The sequence below is a fragment of the Actinomycetota bacterium genome, assembly GCA_035765775.1.
Classification (GTDB): Bacteria; Actinomycetota; CADDZG01; order JAHWKV01; family JAOPZY01; genus DASTWV01.
Genome location: DASTWV010000043.1, coordinates 1 through 26808 on the forward strand (window position 1 = coordinate 1; position 26808 = coordinate 26808).

Sequence of the window (26808 nt, forward strand, 5' to 3'; positions counted from 1 at the left end):
TATGGCCCGACCGGGGTGGAGCGGGCCGGGACTGGCCTGCCGCCGCATACCTGGTGGCGTGGTACAGCCAGGGGATGTACTGCTCCGCCAACTATGGCCCGACCGGCGTGGAGCGGGCCGGGACTGGCCTGCCGCCGCATACCTGGTGGCGTGGTACAGCCAGGGGATGTACTGCTCCGCCAACTATGGCCGGACCGGCGTGGAGCGGGCCTGCGGCCGGGCTCGGGACCCGGTAGCCGAACCGCCCCACCTCAGTCCGAGATGACGACGGGCGTGCCCAGGGGCACGTTGTTCATCAGCACCGAGAAGTCGTTGCCGGTCATCCGCACGCAGCCGTTCGACGCCCGCTTGCCCATCACCGATGCGTCGGTCCACCCGTGGATGCCCGTACGGCCCCCGCCCGGCCAGTTGACCAGCACCGGCGAGAAGGCCGACAAGGCAAAGATCCCCACGGCGTAGGGGTACTGGTTCCAGTGCTGGGTGGCCCAGACGAAGAAGCTGCCGTTGGGCGTCGGCGTCGCCGGCACCCCGACCGCCACGGTGAAGGAGTTCTGCAGCTGGCCGTTCTCGTACAGGTTGAGCTTGAACTGGCTCTGCGAAACCGTGATGTACCACGGGTCCGAGCGGGTGGTCACGTCGGAGGCCCGGATCCAGCCCGTAGTCCCGTTCGGGCGAACGGGTACCTCCACCTGGTACCAACCGGGCTGCGAGCTGAGGACCAGGAAGGCCTCCCGCTGGCCCTCGACGTTGTAGCCGCTGACGCTCATGTTCGAGGAGCCCCCGGCGCTGCCGAAGATCGGCACCGAGTTCACGGCGGCATCCGCCACCAGGGAAGTGGCCGGGATCCCGGGCACGGTGGCGGGCGCTGCGGGAGCGGCGGCCGGGGTGCCGACTACCGGGGCGGGGGGCGCCGGGGACGGGTTGAGCCCGCCCAGGAGGCCCGAGGCGAGCCCGGACAGGTCGGGGACCGGGATCGAGATGGGCGGCAGGCCGCCGAGCTGGATCGGCCCGATGTCTGCGGTCGAGGCCTGCCCGGTGGAGGCGGCAGCCAGGGTGGAGCTCCCGTGCGGCGCCGGCCCCTGGTGGGTGGCCGCAACCCCGATGCCGGCGCCCACCAGGGCGATGGCGAGGAACAGGGCCACGGCCAGGCGGATCTCGGGCCGGAGCGACTTGCCCCCGGAGCGCACCGCCAGGCTGAGGGCACCGAGGACCGGGCCGACATCAGCCAGTGTCCTGGCGGACGGCCGGGGAGCTGAGGAGGGCGGCGTCCAACTCGAGCCTGCGGGGGTGGGCCGGGTCGCACCGGGACGGGTCGAACTGAGACGGGTCGAACTGAGACGGGCCGAACTGAGACGGGCCGAACTGGGACGGGCCGCGGGCACCGATGCGCCGGGGCGGACACCAGGCCCGCTGGAGGGGGGTTGCCAGGTGGCCGGGGGCGCGCTCTTACGGAGCCCCCCAAGCCCCTGTCCCCGAATCACCAGTAGATTTTACCCAACGCGGGGCTTTGTCGTCAAAACGATGTCGACAGAGTGTCCTGCTTTGATCCGTTCGAGGCGATTTCTGCCAGGCTCCGGTCAGCCAGCACCCAGCACGTGCCCACGTCCTCCCCAGCGACCCCGCGGGGCTCGCAGCGCTACGCCGCCCCCGCACAGTGGCGGTTCACCAGGGCCACGAGGGCGTCGGGGCGGATGGGCTTGGTGATGTAGTCGTCCATCCCCGCCTGCAGGCAGCGCTCCCGATCGCCCGACATCGCTGAGGCGGTGATGGCCACGATCGGCGTGTGGTGGCCCGAGCCCTCGAACTGGCGGATCTGGGCGGTGGCCTCCAGCCCGTCCACCATGGGCATGAGCACGTCCATGAGGATGAGGTCGTAGTCCTGGTGGCGCACGGCGTCGACCGCTTCCGATCCCCCCGTGGCCAGGTCCACGGCGAAGCCCCGGGCTTCGAGGACCGCCCGGGCCACGAGTTGATTGACCGCCGAGTCGTCCACGACCAGGACCCGGCTGTTGGCTGGACCGGCCAGCTGGGAATCCCGCTGCGGGGAAGGCTCGGGAACCGCGCCGCCCGAACTGGCAGGCTCATCGAGGCCGGCCGCAGTCCGGACCGCAGCCAGGGACCGCACGGGCGCCGGGACCGCAATGGCCAGGGGCACGTCGAACCAGAAGGCGCTGCCCTTGCCCGGCTGGCTGCGGTAGTCGAGGGTGCCGCCCATCAGCTCGACCAGCTGGCGGCAGATGGCCAGGCCCAGGCCCGTCCCGCCGAAGCGCCGGGTGGTGGAGGCGTCGGCCTGGGTGAAGGGGTCGAGGAGGTAGCGGCGGGCCGCCGGGTCGATGCCGATGCCCGAGTCCACCACTTCGAAGCGGATCCGGCCCGGCGCGCTCGGGCGGACCTTGATCAGGACCCCGCCCGAGTCGGTGAACTTCACCGCGTTGCCGGTCAGGTTGGTGAGGACCTGGCGGAGCCGGCCCGGGTCGCCGAGCGCAGTGCGGACCATGGTGACGGGGGCGTCGTAGTCGAGGGTCAGGCCCTTGTCGCGGGCCGCGGGCCCGAGGAGGCTGACCACGCCCTCCACCACCGACAGCAGGTCGAATTCCACCGACTCCAGCTCCAGCCGGCCGGCCTCGACCTTGGAGAAATCGAGGATGTCGTTGATCAGCTGCAGCAGGCCCTCGCCCGATTCCCGCAGCGCCACCAGGTACCGGCGCTGCAGGGCGTCGACGTCGGTCTGCAGCAGGAGGTGGGTCAGCCCCAGGACACCGTTCATCGGGGTGCGGATCTCGTGGCTCATCGTCGCCAGGAAGCGGGACTTGAGCCGGGAGGTCTCCAGGGCGGCGTCCCGGGCCGCCCGGATGGCCTCCTCCTTGGCCCGCAGGGCCTCCTCGACCCGCTTGCGGTCGGAGATGTCCCGGATCGCAGCGATCACCCAGAGGCCGTCGTCGGTGCCCACCAGGCTGAGGGTGACCTCGACGGGGATCTCGGTGCCGTCCGGCCGGACCACGGCCATCTCCACCGGGGTCTCCATCTGACGGAGCTCCGGGTCGGCCAGGGACCGGGGAAGGCCGCCGGCGTCCTCCCGGAGGAGGCCCTCCGCCGGGCGCCCGGTCATCTGCGACCGGGGCCGGCCGAACAGGCGCTCGGCGTGGGCGTTGGCGAAGCGGACGACGCCTTGGCGGTCGACACCCAGCATCGGGTCGGGCAGGCCGGCGAGGAAGCGTTCGAAGCGCAACTCGACGGTGTCGGCGATCAGGCGCTCGATGAGCGCGTCGCCCGGGCGGTCGGTGGCCGAGAGCGGGCGGGCGGCTGGGGTGAGCGGCCCACCGGGCAGCATGCCCGGGGCCTGCGGAGTGCCGAATGCCATGCCGTCCTCCGGGAGGAACTCCGGCTTACTCGTCCGAGCGCACCGAGCGCAGGGCGACCGACAGCCCGGGGGGATCGGAGGGCTGCAGGCGGCGCTCCGCCTCCAGGGCAGTCTCGGCCAGCCCCAGGGTCGGGTTCATGACGTTGTCGAAGCGTTCCATCACGACGGCGATGCGCTCCAGCTTGTTCAGCAGCTCGACGAAATACGCTTCCAGCTTGGCGTAGTCCACGGCCAGCTCCGGCATCGTCTGCATCACGCGGTCTCCCGTCGCTCGCCGGGGGTGACCCCCAGATTGGCAGCAAATTGCTACCCCGAGTGTTCGCCCGCAGGGCGACAAATTCAATGGCCCGATCGGGCCATTTCTTGACTAGTCAACACCGGGTCTCCGGGGTCCCGCGGGGGTACCGGGACAGGTCAGCGCGGGCCTGCCGAATGCTCACGCCGCGGTCAGCGGTGCGCCTCCAGGCACACGCAGCCCCGGGGGCCGACCAGTGCCCCGTGCGGGGTCCCGGCCGGCAGGTCCAGACGGTCGCCCGCCTGCAGCGTGACGTCTTCGCCCGCCACCTGGAAGGCGATGCTCCCCTGGGCGCAGATCAGGACCTTGTCGAAGCTGTGGGTGTGGACTGCGTAGCGGTCCCCCGGCCCGTTGGACCAGGCGTACGGCGACAGGCCCTCGGTGGCGAAGACGGCCCGCACCGAGGCCTCGGTCGGGGCTTCGGGCTGCCCCCAGCGCGTGACGGACAGCGGCATGCCGGATTCCTACCCACCCGAGGTCGAGGTCGTCGAGGTCGAGGTGGCCGGGGTGGCGGTCAGCGTGGCAAGGATGGACTTGGCGGTGGGATCGGTCGGCGAGTTGCTGAGCGCCTCGGTGGCTGCCGCCTTGGCCCTCGTGGTGTTGCCCAGGCTGAGGTAGACCTGCGCCAGCTCGTCGAGCTGGGTGGTCTGGTCGGGCCGCTCGGTCACCGCGGTCTGCAGCTCCTGGGCCGTGCGCTGGAGCAGCGAGCGGTTGGTGGGCTCGGCGTTGGCCCAGGCGTTCAGCATGTTGGCGTACTGCTCGTGGATCTGGTAGTCGGTCGGGTCGATGGCCTGCGCCTTGCCCCACCAGGTGTCGGCCAGGGGGAACTTGGTCGGGTCGCCGGCCCCCCAGCTGGTGTACACCCGGGCGAGGTTCATCACGTAGAACACGTTCTCGGGCTGCAGGTTCAGCGCCGCCCGGTAGCGCCCGAGGGACAGGTTGAACCACTTGGTCGCCGTCTTCGGGTCGGAGTTCAGCGCCGAGTCCCCGGCGCTCTCGTAGGTCGATCCCGCCAGGGACTGATAGCTCGGCTCCCGGGGCTGGAAGTGGGCGGCGTGGACGAACATCGCTGCCACGCCCTGGGTGGTGAACCCGCCCTGGCCCTGGGACAGGGCGCTCTGGGCCGTCTCGGCGGTGTGGGCCAGGTTGTCGGCCCAGAAGGGGCGCACGCCGATGACGAGGAGCACCACGAACCCCACGAAGCACGCCAGGTGCACCTGCCAGCGGGTCGTCCCCTGGCGCACCACCCGCAGTCCCCCGAAGGGCAGGCGGGCCTTGGCCGCCGCGGCGCCCTTTTTCTTCTTCGGCCGCGCCCCCTTGGCCGCCTGCGCCGCTCGGGCCGCTTCGATGGCCTCCCGGGCACGGATCGCGCCGGGGTCCGCCAGGCAGGCAATGCCCGCCAGGTTCACCCACCCCAGCACGGCGAGCGGCGGGATGTCGATGGAGAACACGCCCTGGCCGATGTATGCGGCCAGCGAGACGATGAACACGGTCAGCAGCAGGCGGGTGTGGCCCTCGAGCTTCGCCACCCGCTTGTAGCCGAACCAGAGGGCGGCCCCCAGCGTCGCCAGGTAGGTCCCGATGCCCAGGATCCCGGAGTTGGAGGCGTACTCCAGGTAGATGTCGTGGGGCTTGTCGGTGATGGTGAGGCCCAGCAGAGCCCCGTCCTTGGCCAGGCGGTAGTGCGGGTAGTTGGCGTAGTAGGTGTCGGGACCGGTCCCGAGGATCGGGTGGTGCTGGAAGATCCGCAGGGCGGTCACCCAGTAGTAGGAGCGGGAGGTCAGTGTGCCGGTGCGGAAGAAGCTGAACTGGCCGTTGACGTTGAAGATCCCGGGCGCCTGCTTCATGCCGGGGTGGACCAGGACCAAGATCGAAACCAGCACGACCGCCACGACGCCACCGGCTGCCGCCCGGCGCAGCCAGCGGGGCGCGAGGTCTCGGTAGAGGAAGGCCAGGACGGCGAGGGCGAAGCCGAAGGCGATGAAGGCGCCGCGGGCCTGCGTGAACCACAGGGCCGTCATCTCGGCCACCATGGCGGCGGCCAGGATCCAGCGCATGTAGGTGCTCTTGGCGGTGATCACAACGTACAGAAAGAGCGGGGCGGCGATGGCCAGCCACCCGCCGGCGAAGTCCGAGTTGCCCAGGGTGCTGACCGGGTAGGGGGGCGGGTTGCCGGTCGAGTCCCGCCAGGGGATCCAGTCAAGTCCCGCCTTCTCGAGGATGACGTAACCCGAGACGAACAGGGCCGCCAGGACCATCGCCCGGGGGATCTCCTTGAGGTCCTGCGGGCGCTCCCAGTAGAGCCCCACCAGGATCAGGCCGATGGTGGCGTACAGGGTGAAGGGCAGCAGGCCCCCGTAGCGGTGGTAGAGCCCCAGGAAGGACAGCCAGCGGTCCTGGGAGAACACCGTGGCCAGCGCCTGAGCCACCAAGAACGCCCCGGCGAACCAGAAGAGCTTCGCCTTGGGGACCCAGACCCCCCGCTCGGCCGAGGAGATGATCCACAGCACCAGGGCCGCCAGACCCATGATCCACAGGATCGTGAGCTTGGTCAGGTCGAAGACGTCGATGGTCGGGCGCCAGAACCAGATCGCCGAGAAGAAGAGGCCCGTAAGGAGCACGAGGCGGGCATAGGTCTGGTAGCGCTGCAGGATCCACGTTCTCATGTGCGGCTCCGCTCTGCCTCGGCTCTATGCCCGGGTCGGCTTCTTGCTGCGTTGCACCGCAGCGGCCCGCGGTGGGTACTCCACCTTGACGCGCAATAGCAGCCAGCCGAGGAACAGCGCCATGGCGGTCAGCCACCCCATCAGCAGGTAGGCGGTGCGTGGGCGAGCATAGGCGATCACCACCCCCAACCAGCCGCACGAGGCCGATGCGAAGTAAATCAGGCCGACGGCCGCACGGGAAGGAATGCCGATCTTCACCAAGCGGTGCGAGACGTGGTCCTTACCCGGCTGGATGGGGGAAAGGCCGTGGCTCACCCGGGACACCGACACCATCAGGGCGTCGATGATCGGAACCGCCAGCACGCAGATCGGCACGAAGAAGGTCACCTGGTCGATGTTGTCGAAGCGCAGCTTCAGCCCCAGGGCAGCGAGCAGGAAGCCGAGGAAGAGGCTGCCGGCATCGCCCATGAAGATCCGGGCCGGTGGCCGGTTCCACCACAGGAACCCGAGGGCGCAGCCGGTGAGTGCCGCCCCCAGGCTGGCCACCAGAACCTGGTGGGAGAGTGCGGCCATCACGAAGAAGTAGGCGGCGGCGATGGCGACGACGCCTGAACTCAGCCCATCCATGTTGTCCTGGTAGTTCACCGCGTTGGTCACCCCGACCACCCAGCCGATGTTGAGGGGAAGATCGAGGGCGAGGTGCTTGAACGGCTGCGCCCGCACGTGGGCGGCGAACAGACCCAGGGCCACCACGATCTCGACCGGCACCTTGATCCAGCCGGGGACGACCATGAGGTCGTCGATCAGGCCCATGCCCGCCAGGACCAGCCCGCCGCCGAGGATGGCCGCCACCTGCCCGTAGGAGCCGCTGAGCGGGTGGACGATTACGCCCAGGGCCATCGACCCGACGAAGGCCAGGATGATGGCCACACCCCCGAGGTAGGGCACCGGGTCCGTGTGCACCTTGCGCGCCGCCGGCATGTCCACTATGCCCAAGCGCAGGGCCACCTTGCGGGCGACCGGGGTGGCTACCAGTGCACCGACCAGCGAGACCGCAAACGCAGCGGCGTAGTCGACGCTCACAACGCCCTAGCGGCGGTGCCGGGCGTCTTCGATCATCGAATCGACGATCTCGACCAGGGTGGTGCGGGGATCGAAGCCGATGAGCTTGCGGGCCCGGGTGGTGTCGGGCACGCGCCGGGGCATGTCCTCGAAGCCCCCCACGTAGACATCCTTATAGGGGATGAACTGGATGCCCGAGGAGGAGCCGGTGCGCTGGATCACCAACTCGGCCAGGGCACGGATGGTGATCTCCTCGTGGGAGCCGAGGTTGACCGCCAGCCCCTCCGCCTCCAAGGACCCCATGAGGGCCATGAGCGCCGGGACGATGTCCTGCACGTGGCCGAAGCACCGGGACTGGGACCCGTCGCCGTGGACCTTGAGGTCACGGCCCTCGAGGGCGGCGTCGATGAAGCGGGGCAGCACCATGCCGAACTCGGCCGACTGGCGGGGGCCGACGGTGTTGAACAGCCGGACGATCACCGTCGGCAGCCCCTTGGCCTGCCAGTAGGCATGGGCCAGGATCTCGTCCACCGCCTTGGAGGTTGAGTAGCTCCACCGCCCCACCAGGGGGGAGCCCAGCAGCCGGTCGCTGTCCTCGTGCATGGGGACGTCCGGGCTCTTGCCGTAGATCTCCGACGTGGAGGTGATGAGCACCTTCTTGCCGTACTTGTGGGCCTTGTCGAGGAGGATCTCGGAGCCCCGGATGTTGGTGACCAGCGACTCCAGGGGCCGCTCCACGATGAGCCGTACCCCCACGGCGGCCGCCAGGTGGTAGACGACGTCGGCCCGGGACACGAGGTCGTCCACCAGGTCGGCATTGAGCACCGAACCCAGGACGAACTCGAAGCGCGGGTCGCCGATGTGGCCCCGGATGTTGTCGTGGCGCCCGGTCGTCAGGTTGTCGAGCGTCATGACGACGTCACCGGCCGCCAGGTGAGCGTCGCCCAGGTGGGAACCGATGAACCCGGCACCGCCGGTGATGAGGACCCGCATGGTCGCCCACTATAGGCGGGCGCAATATGAACAACACGTGAACTGCGCGGGGCTCCACCCGGGCTTTGGTGGTGTCTACTCGTCGTGGGGAGGGAGACCGTAGACCGAGCTGTTCCGGCGCTGACGGTCGGGGGCTCGATGCCCCGTGCTACTGGGGCTCGCCGGCGAGACCTTCTGAAGCGGCATTCGTCACCGGCTTGCGGAGAACCACGAACCAGCCAGCGTCGTCCCGGGCCGCTTCCAGCGCCATGCCCGCGCCGGTGAACCAGGCCCGCAGCTCGTCCAGGGTGTAGCGGTTCTCGATCGGGGCGCTCAGGCGGTCGAAGGTATCCAGCCACAGGGAGCGCAGCGGCTTGGCCCGGTAGGTCTGCAACGGCAGGCCCCGCAGGGCGGCGACCCGGTAGCGGTCGCCCAGTTGCCCGGGCAGCACGAGGCCGGCGTACAGGACGCCGGCGATCGGGGCGCTGAGCGCCCGCAGGGCCTTGTGGGGCAGCCGGACGGTCGCACGGCGCAGGCCGGCAGCCGCGGCGAGGCCGAGCGCTCGGAGGTTGCGCTCCACGGGGCGGCTGTAGAGGTACAGGAGCATGAGGCCGCCCGGCTCCAGATGGCGGACCAGGGTCTCGAACCCGGCCCGCGGATCGGGCAGGTGGTGGAGGACCCCCAGGCACGAGATGAAGCCGAAGCTTTCCTCGGCGAAGGGCGGGGTACGCAGATCGGAACGGACCACAACGACGTGGTCGAGGCCGGCCAGGTTGCGGGCGGCCGCCTGCACGGCGTCGGAGCCGTCGAGGGCCACAAGGGCCTCCAGGTGGCGGGCGGTGAAGACGCTGAAGCGCCCCTTGCCGCAACCGGCGTCGAGGCCCACCCGGCCGGCGAGCTCGTCGAGGGGCACGTCGGCGACGTAGTTGCGCCAGTAGGCCTCGTCCTCGGGCTGGATGGCATCGAAGGTCGTCCACTCGTAGCCGAAGCTGGCGAAGGTGCGTGCCGTGGCCTCGTCGGCGGGCCGGGCGGAGGCGTCGAGGTACCCGTCCCGCACCGGGAGGGGATGGCCCTGCTGGCATACCAGTGCATCGGTCCCATCCGCAGGGAAGGGGCTGCCGCACGTCGGGCAGCGGAGCCGCTGCCGGATGGCTGGGTGGAGCATGGCCGCATCTTGGCAGCCTGTGGATCAGACGGGTCCCTGGCGGAGCGGGTATGTCGACTGAGTACCACACCCGCCCCAGGGTGGCGGGCTATGGTTCCGGCGACGGTGCCCAGGCCCTCCGCGCCCATTCCAGCGTGCGCTCGATGCCCCGGGCCAGGGGGATCGCCGGCGTCCAGCCGAGCAGCTCGCGCGCAAGTCCGGGGTCGGGGCAGCGCCGCTGCGGGTCGTCCAGAGGGCGCTCCCGGAAGACGATCTCGGAACCTGACCCCGCCGCTGAGCGCACCCGCTCGGCGAGCTGCAGGACGGTGACCTCCTCCGGGTTGCCGATGTTGACCGGCCGGCCGGAGGCCCGCTCCGAGCCGAGCAGGCGGATGAAGCCTTCGATGGTGTCGTCCACGTAGCAGAGGCTCCGGGTCTGCGATCCGTCGCCGTGGACGGTCATCGGCTGCCCGGTCAGGGCCTGGCTGATGAATGCCGGGATGGCCCGCCCATCATTGCGCCGCATCCGGGGTCCGTAGGTGTTGAAGATCCGGGCGATGCGGACCGGCACCGCATGCTCACGGTGGTACGCCATGGTTGCCGCCTCGGCGAAGCGCTTTGCCTCGTCGTACACGCTGCGCACGCCGACCGGGTTGACATTGCCCCAGTAGGACTCGGGCTGCGGGTGCACCAGAGGGTCGCCGTAGACCTCCGACGTGGAGGCGAGGAAGAACCCCGCCCCCGTTGCGCGGGCAAGGCCCAGGCAGTTGAAGGTGGCGAGCGACCCGAGCTTCAGGGTGTGTATCGGGTGGCCGAAGTAGTCCACCGGCGACGCCGGCGATGCGAGATGCATGATCCACTCCAGCGGGCCGCTGACCTCCAGGCGCTGGGTGACATCGATCTGCTCGAAGGCAAAGCGGGGCTCGCCGCGCAGCGAGGTCAGGTTGTCCAGGGAGCCGGTCAGGAGCGTGTCGAAGCACAGGACCTCGTTGCCCTCTGCGATCAGCCGTTCGCACAGGTGGGAGCCGAGGAACCCCGCTCCTCCGGCGACCAGGACCCTCACGCCGGCCAGTTGACCGATGGCCGGCCGGTGGGCAGGTAGGTGAAGCCGGCCGACTGCAGCTCCGCCGGGTCGTACAGGTTGCGGCCGTCAACGACGAGGGGGTTGGTCATCAGCCCCTTCAGCCGCGCCCAGTCCAGGTGGCGGTACTCGGGCCACTCCGTGGCCAGGACGAGCGCATCGGCCGCCTCGGCTGCGGCGTAGGGATCAGCGGCGATCTCGAGTCCGGGCACCGCCTGAGCGGCTCGCTCGGCGGCCTGCGGGTCGCACCCGACCACCGAAGCCCCGCCGGCCAGCAGCCGGCCCACCAGGCGCGGGGCGGGCGAGTCCCGGAGGTCGTCGGTGCCCGGCCTGAACGCTAAACCGAGGACGGCGATGCGCTTCTGCTCCAGGTTCCCCAGGGCATCGGCGATCTTAGCCACGACCGCCTCCAGCGCCTCGTCGTTGATCCGGACGATCTCGTCCAGCAGGCGGAAGTCGTAGCCGAGCCGGTGGGCCTGGCGGTGGAACGTCGCCAGATCCTTGGGGAAGCAGAACCCGCCGAAGCTCAGGCCGGCATTGAGGAATGCCCGGCCGATGCGGGGATCGGCCCCGATGATGGCCGCCCCCGCGGTCAGGTCCGCTCCCGACGCCTCACTCACCCGCGCCCGCGAGTTTGCGTAGGAGATCTTGAGCGAAAAGAACGCGCTACAGCCGTGCTTGGCCAGCTCGGCGGTGGCGATATCGGTGGCGAAGTAGGTGGCACCGGCGTCGATCATGGGGGCGTACACCCGGCGCAATAGCGCGTGGGCCTCCTCGTTTCCCGCCCCCACCAGGATCCGGTCGGGGCCCAGGGAGCCCGCCACCGCGCAGCCTTCCCGGAGGAACTCGGGTTCGACGCCACAAGCAGGCGGTGGCGGGACAGCCGCCGCAGCAACGCCGACGCCCGCTCGGAGGTCTGCACGGGGACCGTCGACTTCTGCACCACGACCATGTCCCGGGAGGTCTAGGTGCCGATGGCCGACGCCGCCCGCTCGACCGCCAGAAGGTTCGGCTCGCCGGTCGGCCTGCCCGGCGTCCCGACGCAGATGAACGCGACCTCGCTGCCGGGGATGCCCTCCTTCGGATCGGTCTCGAAACGAAGGCGCCCGGCGGCACCCTCGGCGTCCATGAGCTCCTGGAAGCGCTCCTCGAAGAGGTGACTTCCCCGACTGCAGGAGGACCACCTTCTCCCGGTTGTCGTCGGGGCCGACCACCCGGTGGTCCAGGCTGGACAGCGTGGCGGCGGTGACGAGCCCGACATGGCCAGTGCCGATGACCACGATCTTCAGCTCGTCGCCCATCCCCACCCTTCTCCAGATGTGCGCGCCCAGGACGACGCTCTCTTAGAGGCCGCTCGCTCAGCGTGCCCTCTCGTGTGCATCAACGCCCTGAGCTGAGTTTGCTCCGCCCGGAACGAGACCTTTGTGAGCCTAGCCCAGGCACGGGCGCGCCGCAGGGCACCCAGCCGTTGGCGGCGTCCGGGCATGGACGCCCGCTACCCTGGCACGCGAGCGGCACCCCGCCAGGGGGGCGGGCCGGCCGCCGGAGGACTCGTGGCCGGTGCGCTCAAGGCAACATTCCTGGTGACCGCACCCCCGGACCGTTCCCCGGGGCAGCGCTTCCGGGCCGAGCAGTGGCTCAAGCTCCTGCCGGAGGGCGCCGTGGACGCCCGCGTGCTGGCTCTCTTCAACGAGGCGGAGTACCACCGCCTCCACCGCCCGGGCGGGACGGCCCGCAAAGCCGTGGACAACCTGGTGGCCCTCGGGCGGCGGGCGGCCCAGGTGGTTCAGGCGCAGCGAGCGGACGTCGTGTACCTGTTCCGGGAGGCGTTCATCCTCGGCCCGGCGTTCTTCGAACCCCTCCTGGAGCGCCGGGTCCCGGTGGTCTTCGACTTCGACGACGCCATCTGGCTGCTGGAGGCCAGCGAGGCGAACGCGTGGGTCGCCCGCCACCTGAAAGTGCCGGGCAAAGTGGACGGGATCATCGCCCGGGCCACCACGACCACGGTGGGCAACGACTATTTGGCCGACTACGCACGGCGATCCAGTGATCGGGTGCACGTGATCCCGACCACGCTGGACGTCGAGCGCTACTGTCCCCAGCCCCGAGAACCGAACGACCTCGTACGGATCGGCTGGAGCGGCAGCCCCACGACCTCCCGTTACCTCGGGCTCATCGAGCGGCCCCTCCGGCGGGCGCTGAGCGAGTTGCCGGTGGAGCTGGTCGTGACCGGAGACCCTGGCTTCGCCCTCCCGGGGGCCGAGCGGGTGCGGGTGCTGGCCTGGGATCCGGCAACCGAGATCGCCGAGGTGGGGGCCTTCGACATCGGGCTGATGCCGCTGCCCGACGATCCCTGGAGCCGGGGCAAGTGCGGCTTCAAAGCCCTCCTCTATATGTCGTTGGGGGTGACCCCGGTGGTATCGCCGGTGGGGGTGAACACCGAGATCGTCGCCGACGGGGAGAGCGGGGTCCTGGCCGACAGCGAGGACCAGTGGTTCACTGCGCTCCGGAGCCTGGTCGAGGATGCCGATCTCCGGCGTCGGCTGGGTGCCGCCGGCCGTAAGACTGTGGTCGAGCGGTACTCGGGAAACGTCTGGGCGCCGAGGTTTCTCGAGGTCCTTCAGGAGGCGGCGAGCCGGAGGATGGGGGACTAGCTCGGCGTTATGCCGCGTCCGTGAACGTGAGGGTCAACTCACCGCTGCCGCGCTGCACACCGGCGCAATCAGCACCAGAGTCGCCGCGCGGGCTCCAGGTTTACCCGCCCCACATCTTCCCCATACTCCCCACTTAGAGCATTCTCGTAAGAAGGGCGGCTAACCTTTAGCCTTGGTCGATCGCAGCCCATGTGCGAACGCCTCGCGGATCCGCAACGCCGTCCTCACGCCTTACAGAGAGCGTTCTTCGAGGCGGTCAGGCTGATCGTCAATGGCTGTGGGGCAGTTGCGGAAGGCAGTTAACCTCAGCCTTGCTGCACGCCCCATGCAGCGGTCGTCAAGGCAAGCCGGGTGGGTCCGGAGGCCGCCTCCCAGTCGCGTGTGCGGTTGTCCGCGACAAGCAGGTTCGCCTGATCGCCGCTGCGGAACGTATGACTTTGCGGCCAGGCTTCCGCCTCATACGCACGTCCGTCGCGGCCCACTACCAAGCAGGCTAGGCCCCGTCCCCACACTTGCCTGGTGAGGGAGCTTCGGCCACTTTCGAAACAAAGAGCTTCCCATTTGCTCATGACGTTGGGGGTTCGCAGATCGAGCATAAGGTCACGCCGCATGACGAAGGCATTCGTGCGGATGTGGGGATTCGGGAAGGCGGGAATAGCAACTGCTGCTCGGGCGTATTCCCTAATGACCCACCCTCGGTCCCGAAGGCTAAGTCTCCGAGACTTGCCGGATCCCTGAGACCTACCCCAAGGCAACAGAGCTGCAGGGAGCATGCGCCCAACTGACGACCTATGACTTTCCCAAGATCCACTGGCACCAACCACCCCTACGTCTGCAGTTTGGTGCGACAACAGCTTGCGCAGCCAGCCCTTATCCCGGATGACGCTGAAGGAATTCAGGAAGCAGAAAGTGTCGTATGAAAAGGCATGAGCAGCGGACCAATATGCGCCGATATCCCACCCTTCGTCCCCCAACGCCATCGACCGATTTCCGTGCCGAGCAAGGCGTTGCTGGTACTCAGGCGGCGCAACATCGCCGGGAAAGCCCTTGAGAACGACAACTAGTTCATAATCTACGCCAGCATCATACTCTTCAAGAGATCGCAGGAAGCGATCAAATGGTTCCCAGCCATTTGCCCAACGCGCCAGGTGTACCACGCACAGGCTGACCCCCTCAGCCATCGTGTCGATCAAGGCGGCCTAGCCGCCGGCCTCGGATCGCCATCCGAAGGATCAGAGCGTAGGCTTGGAGACGCTCCTTGGCGAGCGACCTTCGCCGTGAGCTCGTAGACAAGAGTGCCCAGACAGCTGAGCGGAGGGCCATCTCCGGCACGGTCATCGCCGCGACCACTTTGCGTCGCCACACTGATCCGTGGCGGTCAAAGAATCGTTGGGCGCTTTCATAGCTGTGCACAAGGCTCTGGGTCTCCAGCTTTTTGCGACTTGCTCCCCCAATATGGACTATTGGATGTGTGGATAGAAACCAGACACTAAATCCGGCCTCTCGGACACGGGCGCACAAGTCCAGGTCCTCGTAGAACATGAACATGGCCTCGTCCCACCCGCCCAAATCAATAGCGAGATCGCGTCGTATACAGAGGGCGGCTCCTGTTACCCAGTCAACTTGTCGCGAGGCCGAGGGAGCCCATTGCCGAAGTGTCGGAAACACTCGGTGCAACAGTGACTTGCTTAGAAACTCCGTCCACAAATTTGGTCCCGGACCGCAGGAGGCCTGTGGCCGCCCATCGGGGAAGACCAGAGTCGGGCCAGCCACGCCAGTCAGCGAATGTTCCCCAAGGAACACGGCAATATCATCCAACGCCTTTGGGTCTGGAATTGTGTCGTTATTCAGAAACATGATATACGGTGTACTCAACGCGTACATGCCCTGATTATTGGCGTAGGCAAATCCGCGGTTGGTAGGATTTTTAATCACCTGCACTTCGGGAAACATCTCTTGAATAAGGTCGACGGATCCGTCGGAAGAGGCATTGTCAACAACAATGACGGGTACACCCGCTCGGGTCAGAGGAGTCAGGCATTCGCGCAGTAGATGAGTACCGTTCCAGTTGACAATGACAACGCCCATCGAGGGCTGAGGGACCTCGCGATCGTCCATGCCGATCAATCATGCCGCACTATTCTGTCCTTGTGATGCGCGATGAACCCGTACTGGCTAAAGCGCCCGAGGCTGGGCGACCGACTTTGACGACTATAGCGATCCCCACATACAACCGATTGGGGCTTCTCGAACGCGCACTCGCCTCGGCGATGGCACAAGACTATGCGGACCTAGAAATTGTTATCTCTGACAATGCTTCAACAGATGGGACCGAGCAGTTCTGTAGGAGTGTCTGCGAGAAGGATGCACGAGTTAGGTACTACCGGCTACCGGAGAACGTGGGGCATGCCCGAAATTTTGCCGCGGCGTTTCGGCACGTGCGCGGGCCCTTCTTCCTATGGCTCGCCGATGACGATTGGATCGATTCGAATTTTGTGTCGCGCTGCGTCGAGAAGCTCCAGAGCCATCCGGATACGGTTCTTGTCTGCGGTGTGTGCATCTATTACCGTGAAGGTAACCCATCAGAGTTGAACGAACCAGTAGTGAATCTCCTCTCCGAGTCGCCCACGCGGCGAGTTCTCGATCACTATCGATCGGTAAAACGCAATGCCACGCTCCTGGGGGTCACTCGTAGCGCCTGCATTGAGGCCGATGCCTTCCCCACCGTCTTCGGAGGCGACTGGCTTCTGCTTGCCCGGCTGGCCTTTCAGGGGAAAGTCAACACCCTCGGGGACGTCGCTCTCCACCGGAGCCTTGGGGGCGAATCAGGGGATATGCGGGGCCTCGCGATGGGATTCGGTCTCTCTCCGGCGATCGCCCGGGTTCCCAATGTCGCCATCACCTGGTACGCCGTCCGCGATGTGCTCCGAGCCGATTCGTACCGCCGGATCGGTACCGTTCGGCGGGTGGCGCTTGCGGGGGAGGTGGGAGGAGCGCTCGCGGCGCGCTTCGGCGTGCCCTACCTCGTGCGCCGCATTCCGGGGGCGGCAGCCCCTCTGCGTCGAGTGCGGGATCGTTTCCGACGTTGAGAGTCCCCACGCCCCGGGCCGTCTACCGTGCTCTTTCACCAACCGAGAGGCTGGCCAGCTTGGTCCGGGCGTCCTCCTCGGCGGTCGCGTTCAGACGGGCGCACCTTGCCCTGCGTCTCGCATGGCCGCCGGCACTGCGGGACCGCGAAAGGCGGGTTCCCGCTGCATCCAGCCTTTCGTCCGAAGCCCCTTTAGTCACGGTGCTGATCACACGGACATCGCCTGAGGCAGTCCAGTTTTGTCGGCAGTCCTTGGATCTGTCGCTCACATTGCCATTCGAAGTCATCGTCGCCGACCGCCCCGATGGCCGGGCCCTTCCCGCCGTCCTGAACCGAGCGGTGCAGGAAGCCCGCGGGCAGATCCTCGTGTTCATGAGTGCCGACCTGCGGCTTGAGGGTTGGCCTTCGGTGCTTAAGGACTCCGTTATCGCCGGCGCTGTGACCCTCAGTGGCAAAGTGATCTCGGCCGGGGCAGAGGTGACCCAAAACGGGTCAACGCAGCGGCTCCATTGGGGCCTTAATGCGGACGAGCCCCCGGTCCGTTTCCGCCACCCGGTTATGGCGGCGTGCCCCCAGTTGCTGGTGATCACCAAGACAGCCTTCGATGACCTCAAGGGATTTGATCCAACCTTCGAGAACGGCTACGTCCAGGAATTGTGCCTGAGGATCCGCGATGCGGGGGTGACAGTAATGTTCGATCCCGGCCTTCGCGCAGTGGCCACCGGCCACGCCCGCCTCTGGCGAGCCACAGCTCACCAAGACGCTCCTGAGCTCGCCCGCCGATCCAAGGCGCTCGCCGCGCCCGGGCGCCCCCTCCGTGAGCACGATGGACTCCGCGTCTTGTTTGTTGAGGACCGAGTGCCTCACCCTCATCTGGGCCGCGGTCTGCCCCGCAGCCACGCCCTCCTGACCAGCCTGTGCGCTCACGGCCACCAGGTGACGCTCTACCCGCGGCTCTTCCCGAGGGAGGACTGGCACGAGATCTACAGCGACATCCCCGACACCGTACGAGTCGAACGGCTGAGCGGCCGGTTTGGCCTTCGATCGTTCCTTCGCCGCAACGAGGCGGCCTTTGACGCCGCGATTGTGAGCCGGCCGCACAACATGAGGGCCTACCGCCTGGCCGGCGGACTACATGGCCGAACGCCCGTCCTCTATGACGCTGAGGCGCTCTTCTGCCTGCGCGACATCGAGTTACAGAAGGTGCACGGGCACCCCCTCTCTCCTCAGCAGGAGGACACTTTGGTCCGCGCTGAAGTCGGCCTCGCGCGGGGTGTGAGTGCCGTCTTTTGCGTATCGAAGTCGGAGGCGGACCACTTCAGACAGGGAGGTATCGCCGATGTTCATATCCTGCGGCACATAGTGTCTGCTTCCTCAGATACGCCAGATCTCCGCGATAGGACAGAAATTCTCTTCATCGGTCCAATGGACAACCCCTTATCACCTAACGCCGACGGGGTTCAGTGGTTCGCCTCTGAAGTTCTCCCCCGTCTACGCCACATTCTGAATAAGGACGTTACCCTCCTGGCAGTCGGCGACCCGCCACCCGCGTCTCTGGCCCGCGAGCTTAGCGATCGCGTCCTCTTTCTCGGTCTTGTCGACGACCTCGCACCGCTATATAGAACCGCCAGGGCCTTTGTAGCCCCTGTGCGCTTCTCGGCTGGCATCCCACTTAAAGTCTGTGAGGCTGCCGCCGCCGGGGTGCCGGTCGCGACGACTCCCTTGGCCGCTCGTCAGCTGGGCTGGACCGACGGTGCCGACCTCGTCGTGGGAGGCTCGCCGGAGGAACTTGCACGCGCATGTGCTGCCCTCCTAGTCGATGACGAACTCTGGATCAGGGTTCGAGCCTCGGCGCTTGAACGGGTACGCAGCGAATGCTCGGCAGAGGCTTTCGAGGACACGCTCGAGAAGGCCCTACAGGCGGCGGCCAAGGCTCCCCCCGTACACTGATGAGGAAGGTGTACGAAGATCCCCCGCCAAGGGCCCTTTACACGAATGAGCACATTCCAAAGCGGCGCTGACGCCTCCTCCGTGCCCGGCGCAAACCCAACCTCCCTTGGTTCGGGGACGGCGGTCCGCGACATTCAACCCCCTGGGCGATGGTCGTCCGTTCGGTTCGGGGACCTCTGGCAATCCCGGGAACTTCTGTTTTTCTTGTCGCTTCGAGATATTAAGGTGCGCTATAAGCAGGCGTTCATCGGTGTGGGTTGGGCCGTCATACAGCCCATTTTCATGATGTTGGTGTTTTGGATTTTTCTTGGCCGCCTTGCGAAGGTCGGTTCCGAAGGACTTCCCTACAGCGTGTTTGCCTTCTCCGGGCTTATCCCATGGTTGCTTTTCGCCAACGGAGTTACGACTGCGAGCGACAGCCTGGTTAACAGCGCGAATCTCATCTCCAAAGTGTATTTCCCGCGCCTAGTGATCCCGCTCGCCGCCGTTGCATCCTGGGTACCTGATGTCTTTATTGGAATCTTGGTTCTTATCGGTGTTATGGCCGTCTATGGAATCGCGCCTGCCGGAGCTGTCGTCTTGTTGCCTCTCTTCATTGCCCTCGGATTCCTCACCGCAGTGTCGTTCAGCCTCTGGCTGTCGGCGCTGAATGTGGCATACCGAGATATTCATTACGCTGCGCCCTTCTTTATTCAACTGGGTCTGTTCCTGACCCCAGTCACCTATCCGTCCACCCTCGTGCATGCTCACCTTTTACGTCTGGCATTGAGCCTGAATCCTATGACCGGCGTCGTTGAGGGGTTCCGATGGGCACTCCTGGGCGGCGCTGCTCCATGGAGCGCGGTCGGCATCTCCTTCCTCGTCACTTGCATCATCCTGCTATCGGGTATTCTCTATTTTCGCCGTGTTGAACAATTCTTTGCAGATATCATCTGAGTCGGTGTGATCGATTCCGTGGAAGACCGTCAGCTTGCGGTTCGAGCCGAAAATTTGGGGAAGCTCTACCGCGTGGGAGCCACTCAAGGCGCCTATCGCTATCGTCTGTTGGGCGAAGAACTCGCAAATAAAGTTAGGCGAGGCCGCCTTGGCGATGACGGACGACCTCGCACCTTCTGGGCGCTCCGTAACGTCTCATTCGAAATCGGCCAAGGGGAAGTCGTCGGCATCATTGGTCGGAACGGAGCAGGAAAATCCACCCTACTCAAGATCTTGTCGCGAATCACAGCTCCGACAGAAGGCCACGTTCAGGTCCGAGGTCGGGTTGGGTCCCTGCTCGAGGTCGGTACGGGATTCCACCCGGAACTGACGGGGCGAGAGAACATCTTCCTGAGCGGCGCCGTGATTGGCATGCGTCGGGCAGAGACCCTCGCGCAATTCGATCAGATCGTAGCATTTGCAGGCATAGAAAGGTTCGTGGACACACCAATCAAGCGGTTTTCGACCGGGATGTACCTCCGCTTGGCGTTTGCCGTCGCAGCCCACTTGGAGGCGGACATTCTTCTCGTCGACGAGGTCCTCGCAGTTGGGGACGCCGATTTCCAGAAGAAGTGTCTAGGTAAGATGGCAGAAATAGGTGCGACTGGGCGTACTGTGTTGTTTGTGTCTCACAGCATGCCGACCCTTTTGCGACTTTGCCCACGGGTGATTCTGCTAGATCACGGCGGCGTTGTCGCGGACGGCGGGTCGGGCGAAGTGATTCGGGCTTACCTGGATTCCGGCCTGGGATCCGCCGAGAGAACTTGGGAGTCGATTTCCGTTGCCCCAGGAGACGAGGTCGCTCGACTCAAGGCAGTGCGTATTCGAACACGCGGCGGGGTCGTGAATGAAGAGGTTGACATCCGTCTTGCTGTGGGGATCGAGGTCCAGTATTGGCACCTTGCGAAGGATACAATCCTCAAACCATCCGTCAACGTACATTTGGTTAACGATTCTGGAGTGACACTTTTCGTATCTAATGACTTCAACAATGAAGCCTGGCGACAAACCGAGCGGCACCCCGGCGTCGTGACCACCACCTGCTGGATCCCCGGCAACTTCCTTGCGGAGGGACGCATCTTCGTGACCGCTGCTGTCAGTTCCTATAATCCAACCCTTGTGCATGCCATCCAGACCGAAGCAGTGGCCTTCCAGGTCGTCGATCGAAGCGTTGGTGACGGCGTTAGAGGCGAGTATGTGGGCGATTGGCCGGGCGTCGTTAGGCCCATGCTGGATTGGAGCGTAAGCACCGAAACCATTGAGGTTGATGCCGAAGGCAGACCCTCGTGAAAGTGGTCATCTTAGCGGGAGGGTTGGGCACGAGGCTTGCCGAGGAAACCGAAACGCGGCCAAAGCCGATGGTGGAAATTGGTGGCTATCCGGTCCTCTGGCACATCATGAAGCACTACAGCGCGTATGGCTTCAAAGAGTTCGTTGTGGCACTGGGCTATAAAGGCGAGATGATCAAACGATATTTCGTGGACTACATAACATTGTCAGGTGATCTCACCGTATCTCTCGGCCATGGTCACGTGAAGCGGCACGGCAGTCCGCAAGACGAATGGACGGTCCAACTAATCGACACGGGCAAAGACACGCAGACAGGGGGCCGAATCGCCCGTCTGGCACCGATCCTTGGTGATGAGCCGTTCATGCTCACATATGGGGACGGAGTTTCCAACATCGATCTCAACGAACTGCTTGCCTTCCACCAAGGGCACGGCAAGACGGCCACCATCTCGGCAGTTCGCCCCCCCTCACGGTTTGGCGGCCTCGAGTTCGCGCCCGGGGGAAGCGTGCGCTTCAACGAGAAGCCCCAGATGGGTGAGGGGTGGATCAATGGCGGGTTCATGGTCATGGAGCCACGGGTACTCGGGCTGATCGATGGCGACATGACCAACTTTGAAGCCGATGTTCTGGAGAGGCTCGGTCTTGAGGGCGACCTGATGGGCTTTCCCCACACAGACTTCTGGCAGTGCATGGACACCCTTCGGGAACTGCGCTTTCTCCGGGCGCTGTGGGATGAGGGAAGGGCTCCCTGGGTGACGTGGCAGTGACCGGCGCCGACGGATTCTGGAGGAGCCGGCGTGTGCTCGTCACGGGAGCCGGCGGGCTTCTCGGTGGGTGGGTGACGCAGGCTCTAGCCGCTGCGGGGTCCGATGTCGTGGGTCTCGACAACGCTTGGACGCCGGGTGCTCGCCAGCGAGCGGCAGAGGGCGTTCAAGTGTTCGATGGAGACGTCCGGGATCTGGACTGCCTTCGGGACGTCCTTGAAAGCGGGATCGATACCGTCCTGCATCTAGCGGCCCAACCCATTGTCGGCGAGGCGAACGAGGATCCCATCCCCACCTTCGACAACAACATCGCGGGGACGTGGACGCTGTTGGAGGCGTGCCGACTATCCCCTGCAGTCCAAGGAATCCTGGTCGCTTCGTCCGACAAGGCATATGGCGACGCGGGTTCGGCAACCTACAGTGAGGACATGCCCCTCAAGGCTCGGCACCCGTACGCCGCCTCGAAAGCCTGCACAGATCTCCTCGCCCAGACCTACGCAGAGAGCTACGGCACAAAGGTGGTCATCAGTCGGTGCGGAAACCTCTACGGCGGAGGCGACCGCAATTGGAGCCGGATCGTCCCGGGCACGATCCGGTCCGCCCTTGAAGGTCGTCGGCCGATTATCCGTTCGGATGGAACCCCCGTCCGAGACTACTTATACGTCGAGGATATTGCAGCCGGCATGTTGCTACTCTCGAAGGCCATCGTGCTCCAACCGGAACTGCGGGGAGAAGCGTTCAACTTCGGCGGCGGAGACCGCGTGGCGGTGCTGGACGTCGTCACCATGATTCTGGGGGAGCTGGGGTCCGAACTGGAGCCCGATATCCGATGTGACTCCGTGAACGAGATCCCCGAGCAGAGGGTAGGCGCGGAAAAAGCCCAGGCTATTCTCGGGTGGCGGCCGACGCACGGGCTCCCCGAAGGACTCCACCGGACTGTCGCGTGGTACCGCGAGCACCTGGCCAGCATGCTATGAGTAGCCTCATCTGCCTTTCGTGCGGGAGTCAGGCCTTGGAGATAGTTCTCAGCCTGGGCAAGCAACCTTTGGCCAACGCTCTTCTCACCGAGGAGCAATTGAGTGAGCCCGAACAGCGCTACCCGCTGGATCTCGCCTTCTGTAGTGCCTGTGCGCTTGCGCAAATAACGGAAGTAGTGTCTCCTGAAATCCTCTTCGGCGAGTACAACTACTTCTCTTCCTTCTCGTCCACCATGGTCGCCCATGCAAAGGAACTGGCCGATCGACTGATCGTTGAGCGACAACTTGGCCCCGGTTCGTTGGCCATGGAAGTGGCAAGCAATGACGGCTATCTCCTGCAGAATTATGTTGCCGCTGGGATCCCGGTCCTAGGCATCGAGCCCGCCCGGAATGTGGCGCCCGCCGCCGAGGCCAAGGGCGTGACGACCCTGTGCGAGTTCTTCAGCCCGTCTGTCGCCGACCGGCTCGTCGCCGATGGGCAGCGGGCCGACGTGTTGCACGCGAACAACGTCATGGCGCACGTTCCTGACATCAACGGGATCATGTCCGGCATCGCTCGGGTGTTGAAGCCAACGGGAGTAGCGGTGATCGAGACACCGTACGTGCGGGATCTGGTGGAGCGCCTCGAGTTCGACACCATCTACCACGAGCATCTCTTCTATTACTCGTTGACCTCTCTCGAGCGGGTTGCGCGCCGCAACGGGCTAAGCGTGGTCGGCGTCGAGCGCCTCCCGATCCACGGCGGCTCCCTTCGTGTGTTCGCCTCCCCAAGCCCAGCCGAGGCCGGCCCCGCCGTGGACGCCATGCTCGAAGAGGAAGCGCGACTGGGGATGGGGACCGTCGGCTACTTCCGCGGATTTGCCGCCCGGGTCGACATGGTTTGCCGGTCGCTTGTGGCCCTTGTCGGCAGCCTGAAAGCCGAAGGCCGTCGCCTCGCTGCTTACGGGGCCGCGGCCAAAGGCTCAACGCTGCTGAACGCCTGCGGCCTCGGCACAGAGACGTTCGAATACGTCGCAGATCGGAGCACGCACAAGCAGGGCCGCTACATGCCCGGCGTGCACTTGCCCATCGTCTCCGCGGAGCGCCTGCTGGCCGACGGCCCCGACGACGTACTGCTGTGTACGTGGAACTTCGCCGACGAGATCCTGGCCCAGCAGGCCGAGTTTCGGGCGAGGGGTGGTCGGTTCATCATCCCGGTCCCGGAGCCCCGCGTCGTATGAGCGCGGCCATTGAGGGCGTGCTCGTTGTCCCCCTCCGCCGAATTCCCGACGAGCGCGGCACTGTCATGCACATGTTGAAACGGACGGACCCGCATTTCATCGACTTCGGGGAGATTTATTTCAGCACGATATATCCCGGCGTCGTCAAGGGGTGGCACCTCCACCATCGAATGGTGCTCAACTACGCCTGCGTGAGTGGTCGCATCAAGATGGTCCTCTACGACGACCGGGAGCACTCCCCCACGCGAGGGCAACTCATGGAGCTTTTCTTGGGACCGGACAACTACAGCCTCGTCCAGGTACCGGTCGAAGTCTGGAACGGGTTCACCTGTGTTGGGGGCCAGCCTGCGATCGTTGCCAACTGTGCGACGATTCCGCACGATCCCACCCAGTCCGAACGGATGGACCCTCACGGTGATGCAATCCCCTACTCCTGGACGGTCCGAGATCAGTAGCCGAACCCGGGTTCTGCTCACCGGTGGCACCGGCTTCGTAGGCTCTCACGTTGCGCGGGTGTGCGTGGCGGCCGGATGCGATACCTACGTCCTGGCCCGGCCGGGATCTTCGCTGGCGCGGTTGGAGGGCGCACTCGAATCACTCACCATCATTCGGGGCAGCCTCGATGAGGCGGCCGACCCACAGTTGCTGACTGAGCTCGAACCCGACGTTTGCATTCACCTGGCCTGGTACGCGGAACCTGGACGATACCTGCGCGCGGTTCCGGAGAACCTGGCGGCCCTGCGCTCAAGCCTCGACCTCATTGAGGCATTGGCTGTCGCGGGCTGCCCGAGGGTTGTGGTTGCGGGCAGTTGTGCCGAGTACGGTCAAGCATCGTCCGACACCACGTTCACCGAGGCCTTTCCGGTCCGGCCGACCACCCCCTACGCCCGGGCCAAGGCTGCGCTCTTTCTGGCCGCCCAAGACATGGCCGCCAATGCCGGGATGGGACTGGCATGGGCACGCCTCTTCTTTCTCTATGGGCCTTGGGAGCAGCCTCAGCGTGTGGTGCCGACGGCCATTGAAGCCTGCCTCGCGGGACGCGGCCTTGGCGCCACCTTGGGAGAGCAGGTACGCGACTACCTTCATGTCGCCGACGTCGCCGAGGCCCTCTGGGCGGTCGCACAATCTCCGCTCCTGGGACCGGTGAACATCTCATCCGGACACGGGGTGCAGCTCCGGGCAGTCCTTGAAGCCATCGAGGGCGCTGCCGGCACCCCCGGCCTCATCCGGTTCGGCGAGCGACCGTACGCCGATGATGAGTGGCTGTGGATGCATGGCGATAACACGCTCCTGCGTGCCACTGGGTGGTACCCGAGATTCACGTTGGAAACAGGGATCGCTGAAACCCTTGCGTGGTGGCGATCACATCTGGTATCTGCAACGTGACCCGGCCGCTGTTCTCCGTTCTAATCCCGAGCAAGGATCGGCCGGATCTCCTTTCCCGGGCCTTGGATTCCATTCGGCGCCAGGAATTCGCGGATGTCGAGATCGTCGTGGCGGACAACGCGTCGTCACCCCCGTATGAGCTCTTTGCCGAAACCCTGGGCGACGAGCGCATCCAGCAGGTCCGCACTGAGGTTGGCGTCCCGGTCACCGAGAATTGGAACCGAGCCCTTGCCCAGGCGCGTGGGGAGTACGCGGTCATGCTCGGCGACGACGATGCATTGGCCCCCGGATATTTCGTCTCGATGACGGCGCTGATCGAGCAATTTTCTCGACCGTCAGTCGTGTATTGCGGGGCCTACCACTACGCCTATCCCGGAGTCATGCCGTCGGAGCCAGATGGGGTTTTGGCCATTGTCAGGAATAGCCCGCTCTTCGTCGACCACTATGAGCCCTACGAACTTCCTCTCGACCGGGCGGCAGAGTTCGCGAAGAAGGCATTGAACTTCCACGATTACTTCCCTTTCAACAGCCAACACTTCCTGTGGAAACGCTCGGCTATGCCGGAAATATGTCGGGGCGGTGATTTCTTCAAGTCCCCCTACCCGGACTTCTATTCGGCGATCATGACCTTTCTCAACGCGAAGGAAATCGTCGTCCAGCCCCTGCCTCGCGTAATCATAGGCATTTCGCCGCGCTCATTCGGGTACTACTATCTGAACCGCCAAGAGCACGAAGGCCACCAATACCTCGGAGCAGAGGGGCAGCCGGCAGATGCTGCGCTCCTTCCCGGATCCGAGCACAACACCAAGTGGCTCCTCGCAGCCGATGCCGTTCGGTCTTCCATGAGCGACCGCTTGCCGCTACACGTCGGAACCCGCAACTACCGGCGGCTGCAGATCGTTGCAGGTGCACGGAGAAAGGTCCTTGAGGGCGACGAGCAGCCACTGCAGGACCTTCAGAGGCACCTTCGCCTTCACGAAAAGCTGTTCGTGTGGGGAATGGAGACGGGCACCCAGCTCCTTCGTTCGCGGCGGCCGAACTCGACCGGCACATTCCTCTTCCGAGCAGTGGATCACCTCTTGGATCAACACGCCCCATCGGTCAACACTCGCCTGCCCCTGCGCAATCATGCCACGATTTTGGATGCCATACGATGGCTTGAGGTGGGCTCGCCAACGCCTGCATCAGACCCACCCAATCCGTTCCTGAGTCCGAATCAGCAGGGGTTGGTCAATCAATTTCATGATTTGTACTACTCCCTCATGAGCGAAGGCAAGGGCGTCCAAACGATCGGCCTGAAGTGGCTCGGCGTCGACCTCTTTAAATGTCCCCTGGACCTCTGGATCTATCAGGAATGGATTCACGCCCATCGCCCAGACGTGATCATAGAGACGGGCACGTTCCGCGGCGGAAGCGCCCATTACCTGGCCACCCTCTGCGAGCTGGTAGGCCACGGTCGAGTGATCACTGTAGACGTCAGCGCCTGGGAGGACGTGCCCCGGCCTCAACACCCTCGGCTCACCTACATTACGGGGTCGAGTATTGCTGCTGAGGTACTGGCAGAACTACGCCGCCTTGTTGGTAAGGCCACGAACGTGCTGGTTATTCTCGACAGCGACCACACCCGCGATCACGTGCTCGACGAGCTGCGCCTGTACCAGCAATTCATCCCGCCAGGGGGTCTCTTGGTCGTCGAGGACACCAATGTCAACGGTCATCCGACCTACCCAGAGCACGGCCCAGGGCCCTGGGAGGCCGTGGATGCCTTCCTGGCCGAAAATCCCGACTTCATCGCTGACCGTTCTATGGAACGATTCCTGCTAACGATGAACCCACGTGGCTTTCTTAGACGCACGTCCGGTAAACTCTAGCTGTAGGCTGTGAACCCATCGGATCGAATCCTAAGGGGCTTGCGGTGTAGGT

General features: G+C 65.5%; 23 protein-coding genes. 11 read left to right on the forward strand and 12 right to left on the reverse strand.

Features of this window, described 5'->3' with window-relative positions:
• Positions 1 to 251: 251 nt before the first annotated feature.
• The 11 genes from VFW71_09365 to VFW71_09415 all read right to left on the reverse strand — a co-directional run bounded on the left by VFW71_09365 (position 252) and on the right by VFW71_09415 (position 11842).
• Positions 252 to 1187, reverse strand: a complete 936-nt coding sequence (locus tag VFW71_09365) for a L,D-transpeptidase (protein HEU5002972.1) — start codon at positions 1185 to 1187, stop codon at positions 252 to 254.
• 449 nt (positions 1188 to 1636) lie between these two features.
• Positions 1637 to 3361, reverse strand: a complete 1725-nt coding sequence (locus VFW71_09370) for an ATP-binding protein (protein ID HEU5002973.1) — start codon at positions 3359 to 3361, stop codon at positions 1637 to 1639.
• 25 nt (positions 3362 to 3386) lie between these two features.
• Positions 3387 to 3617: a hypothetical protein gene (locus VFW71_09375; protein HEU5002974.1), complete on the reverse strand. Its 231-nt coding sequence runs from the start codon at positions 3615 to 3617 to the stop codon at positions 3387 to 3389.
• 191 nt (positions 3618 to 3808) lie between these two features.
• Positions 3809 to 4111, reverse strand: a complete 303-nt coding sequence (locus VFW71_09380) for a cupin domain-containing protein (GenBank protein HEU5002975.1) — start codon at positions 4109 to 4111, stop codon at positions 3809 to 3811.
• Positions 4112 to 4120: 9 nt separating this feature from the next.
• Positions 4121 to 6322 (reverse strand): O-antigen ligase family protein, encoded by a 2202-nt coding sequence (locus VFW71_09385; GenBank protein ID HEU5002976.1) that lies wholly within the window; start codon positions 6320 to 6322, stop codon positions 4121 to 4123.
• Positions 6323 to 6346: 24 nt separating this feature from the next.
• A complete protein-coding gene (locus VFW71_09390) occupies positions 6347 to 7405 on the reverse strand; it encodes an MraY family glycosyltransferase (protein HEU5002977.1) in 1059 nt (352 codons plus the stop codon).
• Between the two features lie 6 nt (positions 7406 to 7411).
• Entirely contained in the window at positions 7412 to 8377 is a 966-nt protein-coding gene (locus VFW71_09395) for a GDP-mannose 4,6-dehydratase (protein HEU5002978.1), read from the reverse strand.
• Positions 8378 to 8525: 148 nt separating this feature from the next.
• Complete coding sequence (locus VFW71_09400; protein ID HEU5002979.1) at positions 8526 to 9521, reverse strand: class I SAM-dependent methyltransferase; 996 nt, start codon at positions 9519 to 9521, stop codon at positions 8526 to 8528.
• 88 nt (positions 9522 to 9609) lie between these two features.
• Positions 9610 to 10563, reverse strand: a complete 954-nt coding sequence (locus tag VFW71_09405; GenBank protein ID HEU5002980.1) for a UDP-glucuronic acid decarboxylase family protein — start codon at positions 10561 to 10563, stop codon at positions 9610 to 9612.
• Positions 10560 to 11627: a nucleotide sugar dehydrogenase gene (locus VFW71_09410; protein HEU5002981.1), complete on the reverse strand. Its 1068-nt coding sequence runs from the start codon at positions 11625 to 11627 to the stop codon at positions 10560 to 10562. Before VFW71_09410 ends, VFW71_09405 begins: the two co-directional genes overlap by 4 nt.
• Complete coding sequence (locus tag VFW71_09415) at positions 11546 to 11842, reverse strand: hypothetical protein (protein ID HEU5002982.1); 297 nt, start codon at positions 11840 to 11842, stop codon at positions 11546 to 11548. Before VFW71_09415 ends, VFW71_09410 begins: the two co-directional genes overlap by 82 nt.
• A 223-nt stretch (positions 11843 to 12065) precedes the next feature.
• On the opposite strand from VFW71_09415, the gene VFW71_09420 reads away from it, so the two are divergent.
• On the forward strand, positions 12066 to 13235 hold the full coding sequence (locus tag VFW71_09420) for a glycosyltransferase family 4 protein (protein HEU5002983.1): 1170 nt from the start codon (positions 12066 to 12068) through the stop codon (positions 13233 to 13235).
• 1173 nt (positions 13236 to 14408) lie between these two features.
• On the opposite strand, the gene VFW71_09425 is transcribed toward VFW71_09420, so the two are convergent.
• A complete protein-coding gene (locus tag VFW71_09425; GenBank protein ID HEU5002984.1) occupies positions 14409 to 15353 on the reverse strand; it encodes a glycosyltransferase family 2 protein in 945 nt (314 codons plus the stop codon).
• Between the two features lie 35 nt (positions 15354 to 15388).
• On the opposite strand from VFW71_09425, the gene VFW71_09430 reads away from it, so the two are divergent.
• The 10 genes from VFW71_09430 (at position 15389) to VFW71_09475 (ending at position 26756) form a co-directional block, all read left to right on the forward strand.
• Complete coding sequence (locus VFW71_09430) at positions 15389 to 16324, forward strand: glycosyltransferase family 2 protein (GenBank protein HEU5002985.1); 936 nt, start codon at positions 15389 to 15391, stop codon at positions 16322 to 16324.
• Positions 16325 to 16593: 269 nt separating this feature from the next.
• Positions 16594 to 18273, forward strand: a complete 1680-nt coding sequence (locus tag VFW71_09435) for a glycosyltransferase (protein ID HEU5002986.1) — start codon at positions 16594 to 16596, stop codon at positions 18271 to 18273.
• An 81-nt stretch (positions 18274 to 18354) separates the two neighbouring features.
• Positions 18355 to 19209 carry an ABC transporter permease gene (locus tag VFW71_09440; GenBank protein ID HEU5002987.1) on the forward strand — a complete coding sequence of 285 codons (855 nt, stop codon included), beginning with the start codon at positions 18355 to 18357 and terminating at the stop codon, positions 19207 to 19209.
• 6 nt (positions 19210 to 19215) lie between these two features.
• On the forward strand, positions 19216 to 20538 hold the full coding sequence (locus tag VFW71_09445; protein ID HEU5002988.1) for an ABC transporter ATP-binding protein: 1323 nt from the start codon (positions 19216 to 19218) through the stop codon (positions 20536 to 20538).
• On the forward strand, positions 20535 to 21305 hold the full coding sequence (rfbF, locus tag VFW71_09450) for a glucose-1-phosphate cytidylyltransferase (GenBank protein HEU5002989.1): 771 nt from the start codon (positions 20535 to 20537) through the stop codon (positions 21303 to 21305). The genes VFW71_09445 and rfbF overlap by 4 nt, the downstream gene beginning before the upstream one ends.
• A 32-nt stretch (positions 21306 to 21337) precedes the next feature.
• Entirely contained in the window at positions 21338 to 22279 is a 942-nt protein-coding gene (locus VFW71_09455) for an NAD-dependent epimerase/dehydratase family protein (GenBank protein HEU5002990.1), read from the forward strand.
• Positions 22276 to 23499: a class I SAM-dependent methyltransferase gene (locus tag VFW71_09460; GenBank protein ID HEU5002991.1), complete on the forward strand. Its 1224-nt coding sequence runs from the start codon at positions 22276 to 22278 to the stop codon at positions 23497 to 23499. The genes VFW71_09455 and VFW71_09460 overlap by 4 nt, the downstream gene beginning before the upstream one ends.
• Complete coding sequence (locus tag VFW71_09465; protein HEU5002992.1) at positions 23496 to 23954, forward strand: dTDP-4-dehydrorhamnose 3,5-epimerase family protein; 459 nt, start codon at positions 23496 to 23498, stop codon at positions 23952 to 23954. Before VFW71_09460 ends, VFW71_09465 begins: the two co-directional genes overlap by 4 nt.
• Positions 23917 to 24885, forward strand: coding sequence for an NAD(P)-dependent oxidoreductase (locus tag VFW71_09470; protein ID HEU5002993.1), 969 nt, complete (start codon positions 23917 to 23919; stop codon positions 24883 to 24885). The genes VFW71_09465 and VFW71_09470 overlap by 38 nt, the downstream gene beginning before the upstream one ends.
• Positions 24855 to 26756 carry a CmcI family methyltransferase gene (locus VFW71_09475; GenBank protein HEU5002994.1) on the forward strand — a complete coding sequence of 634 codons (1902 nt, stop codon included), beginning with the start codon at positions 24855 to 24857 and terminating at the stop codon, positions 26754 to 26756. The genes VFW71_09470 and VFW71_09475 overlap by 31 nt, the downstream gene beginning before the upstream one ends.
• Positions 26757 to 26808 lie beyond the last annotated feature (52 nt).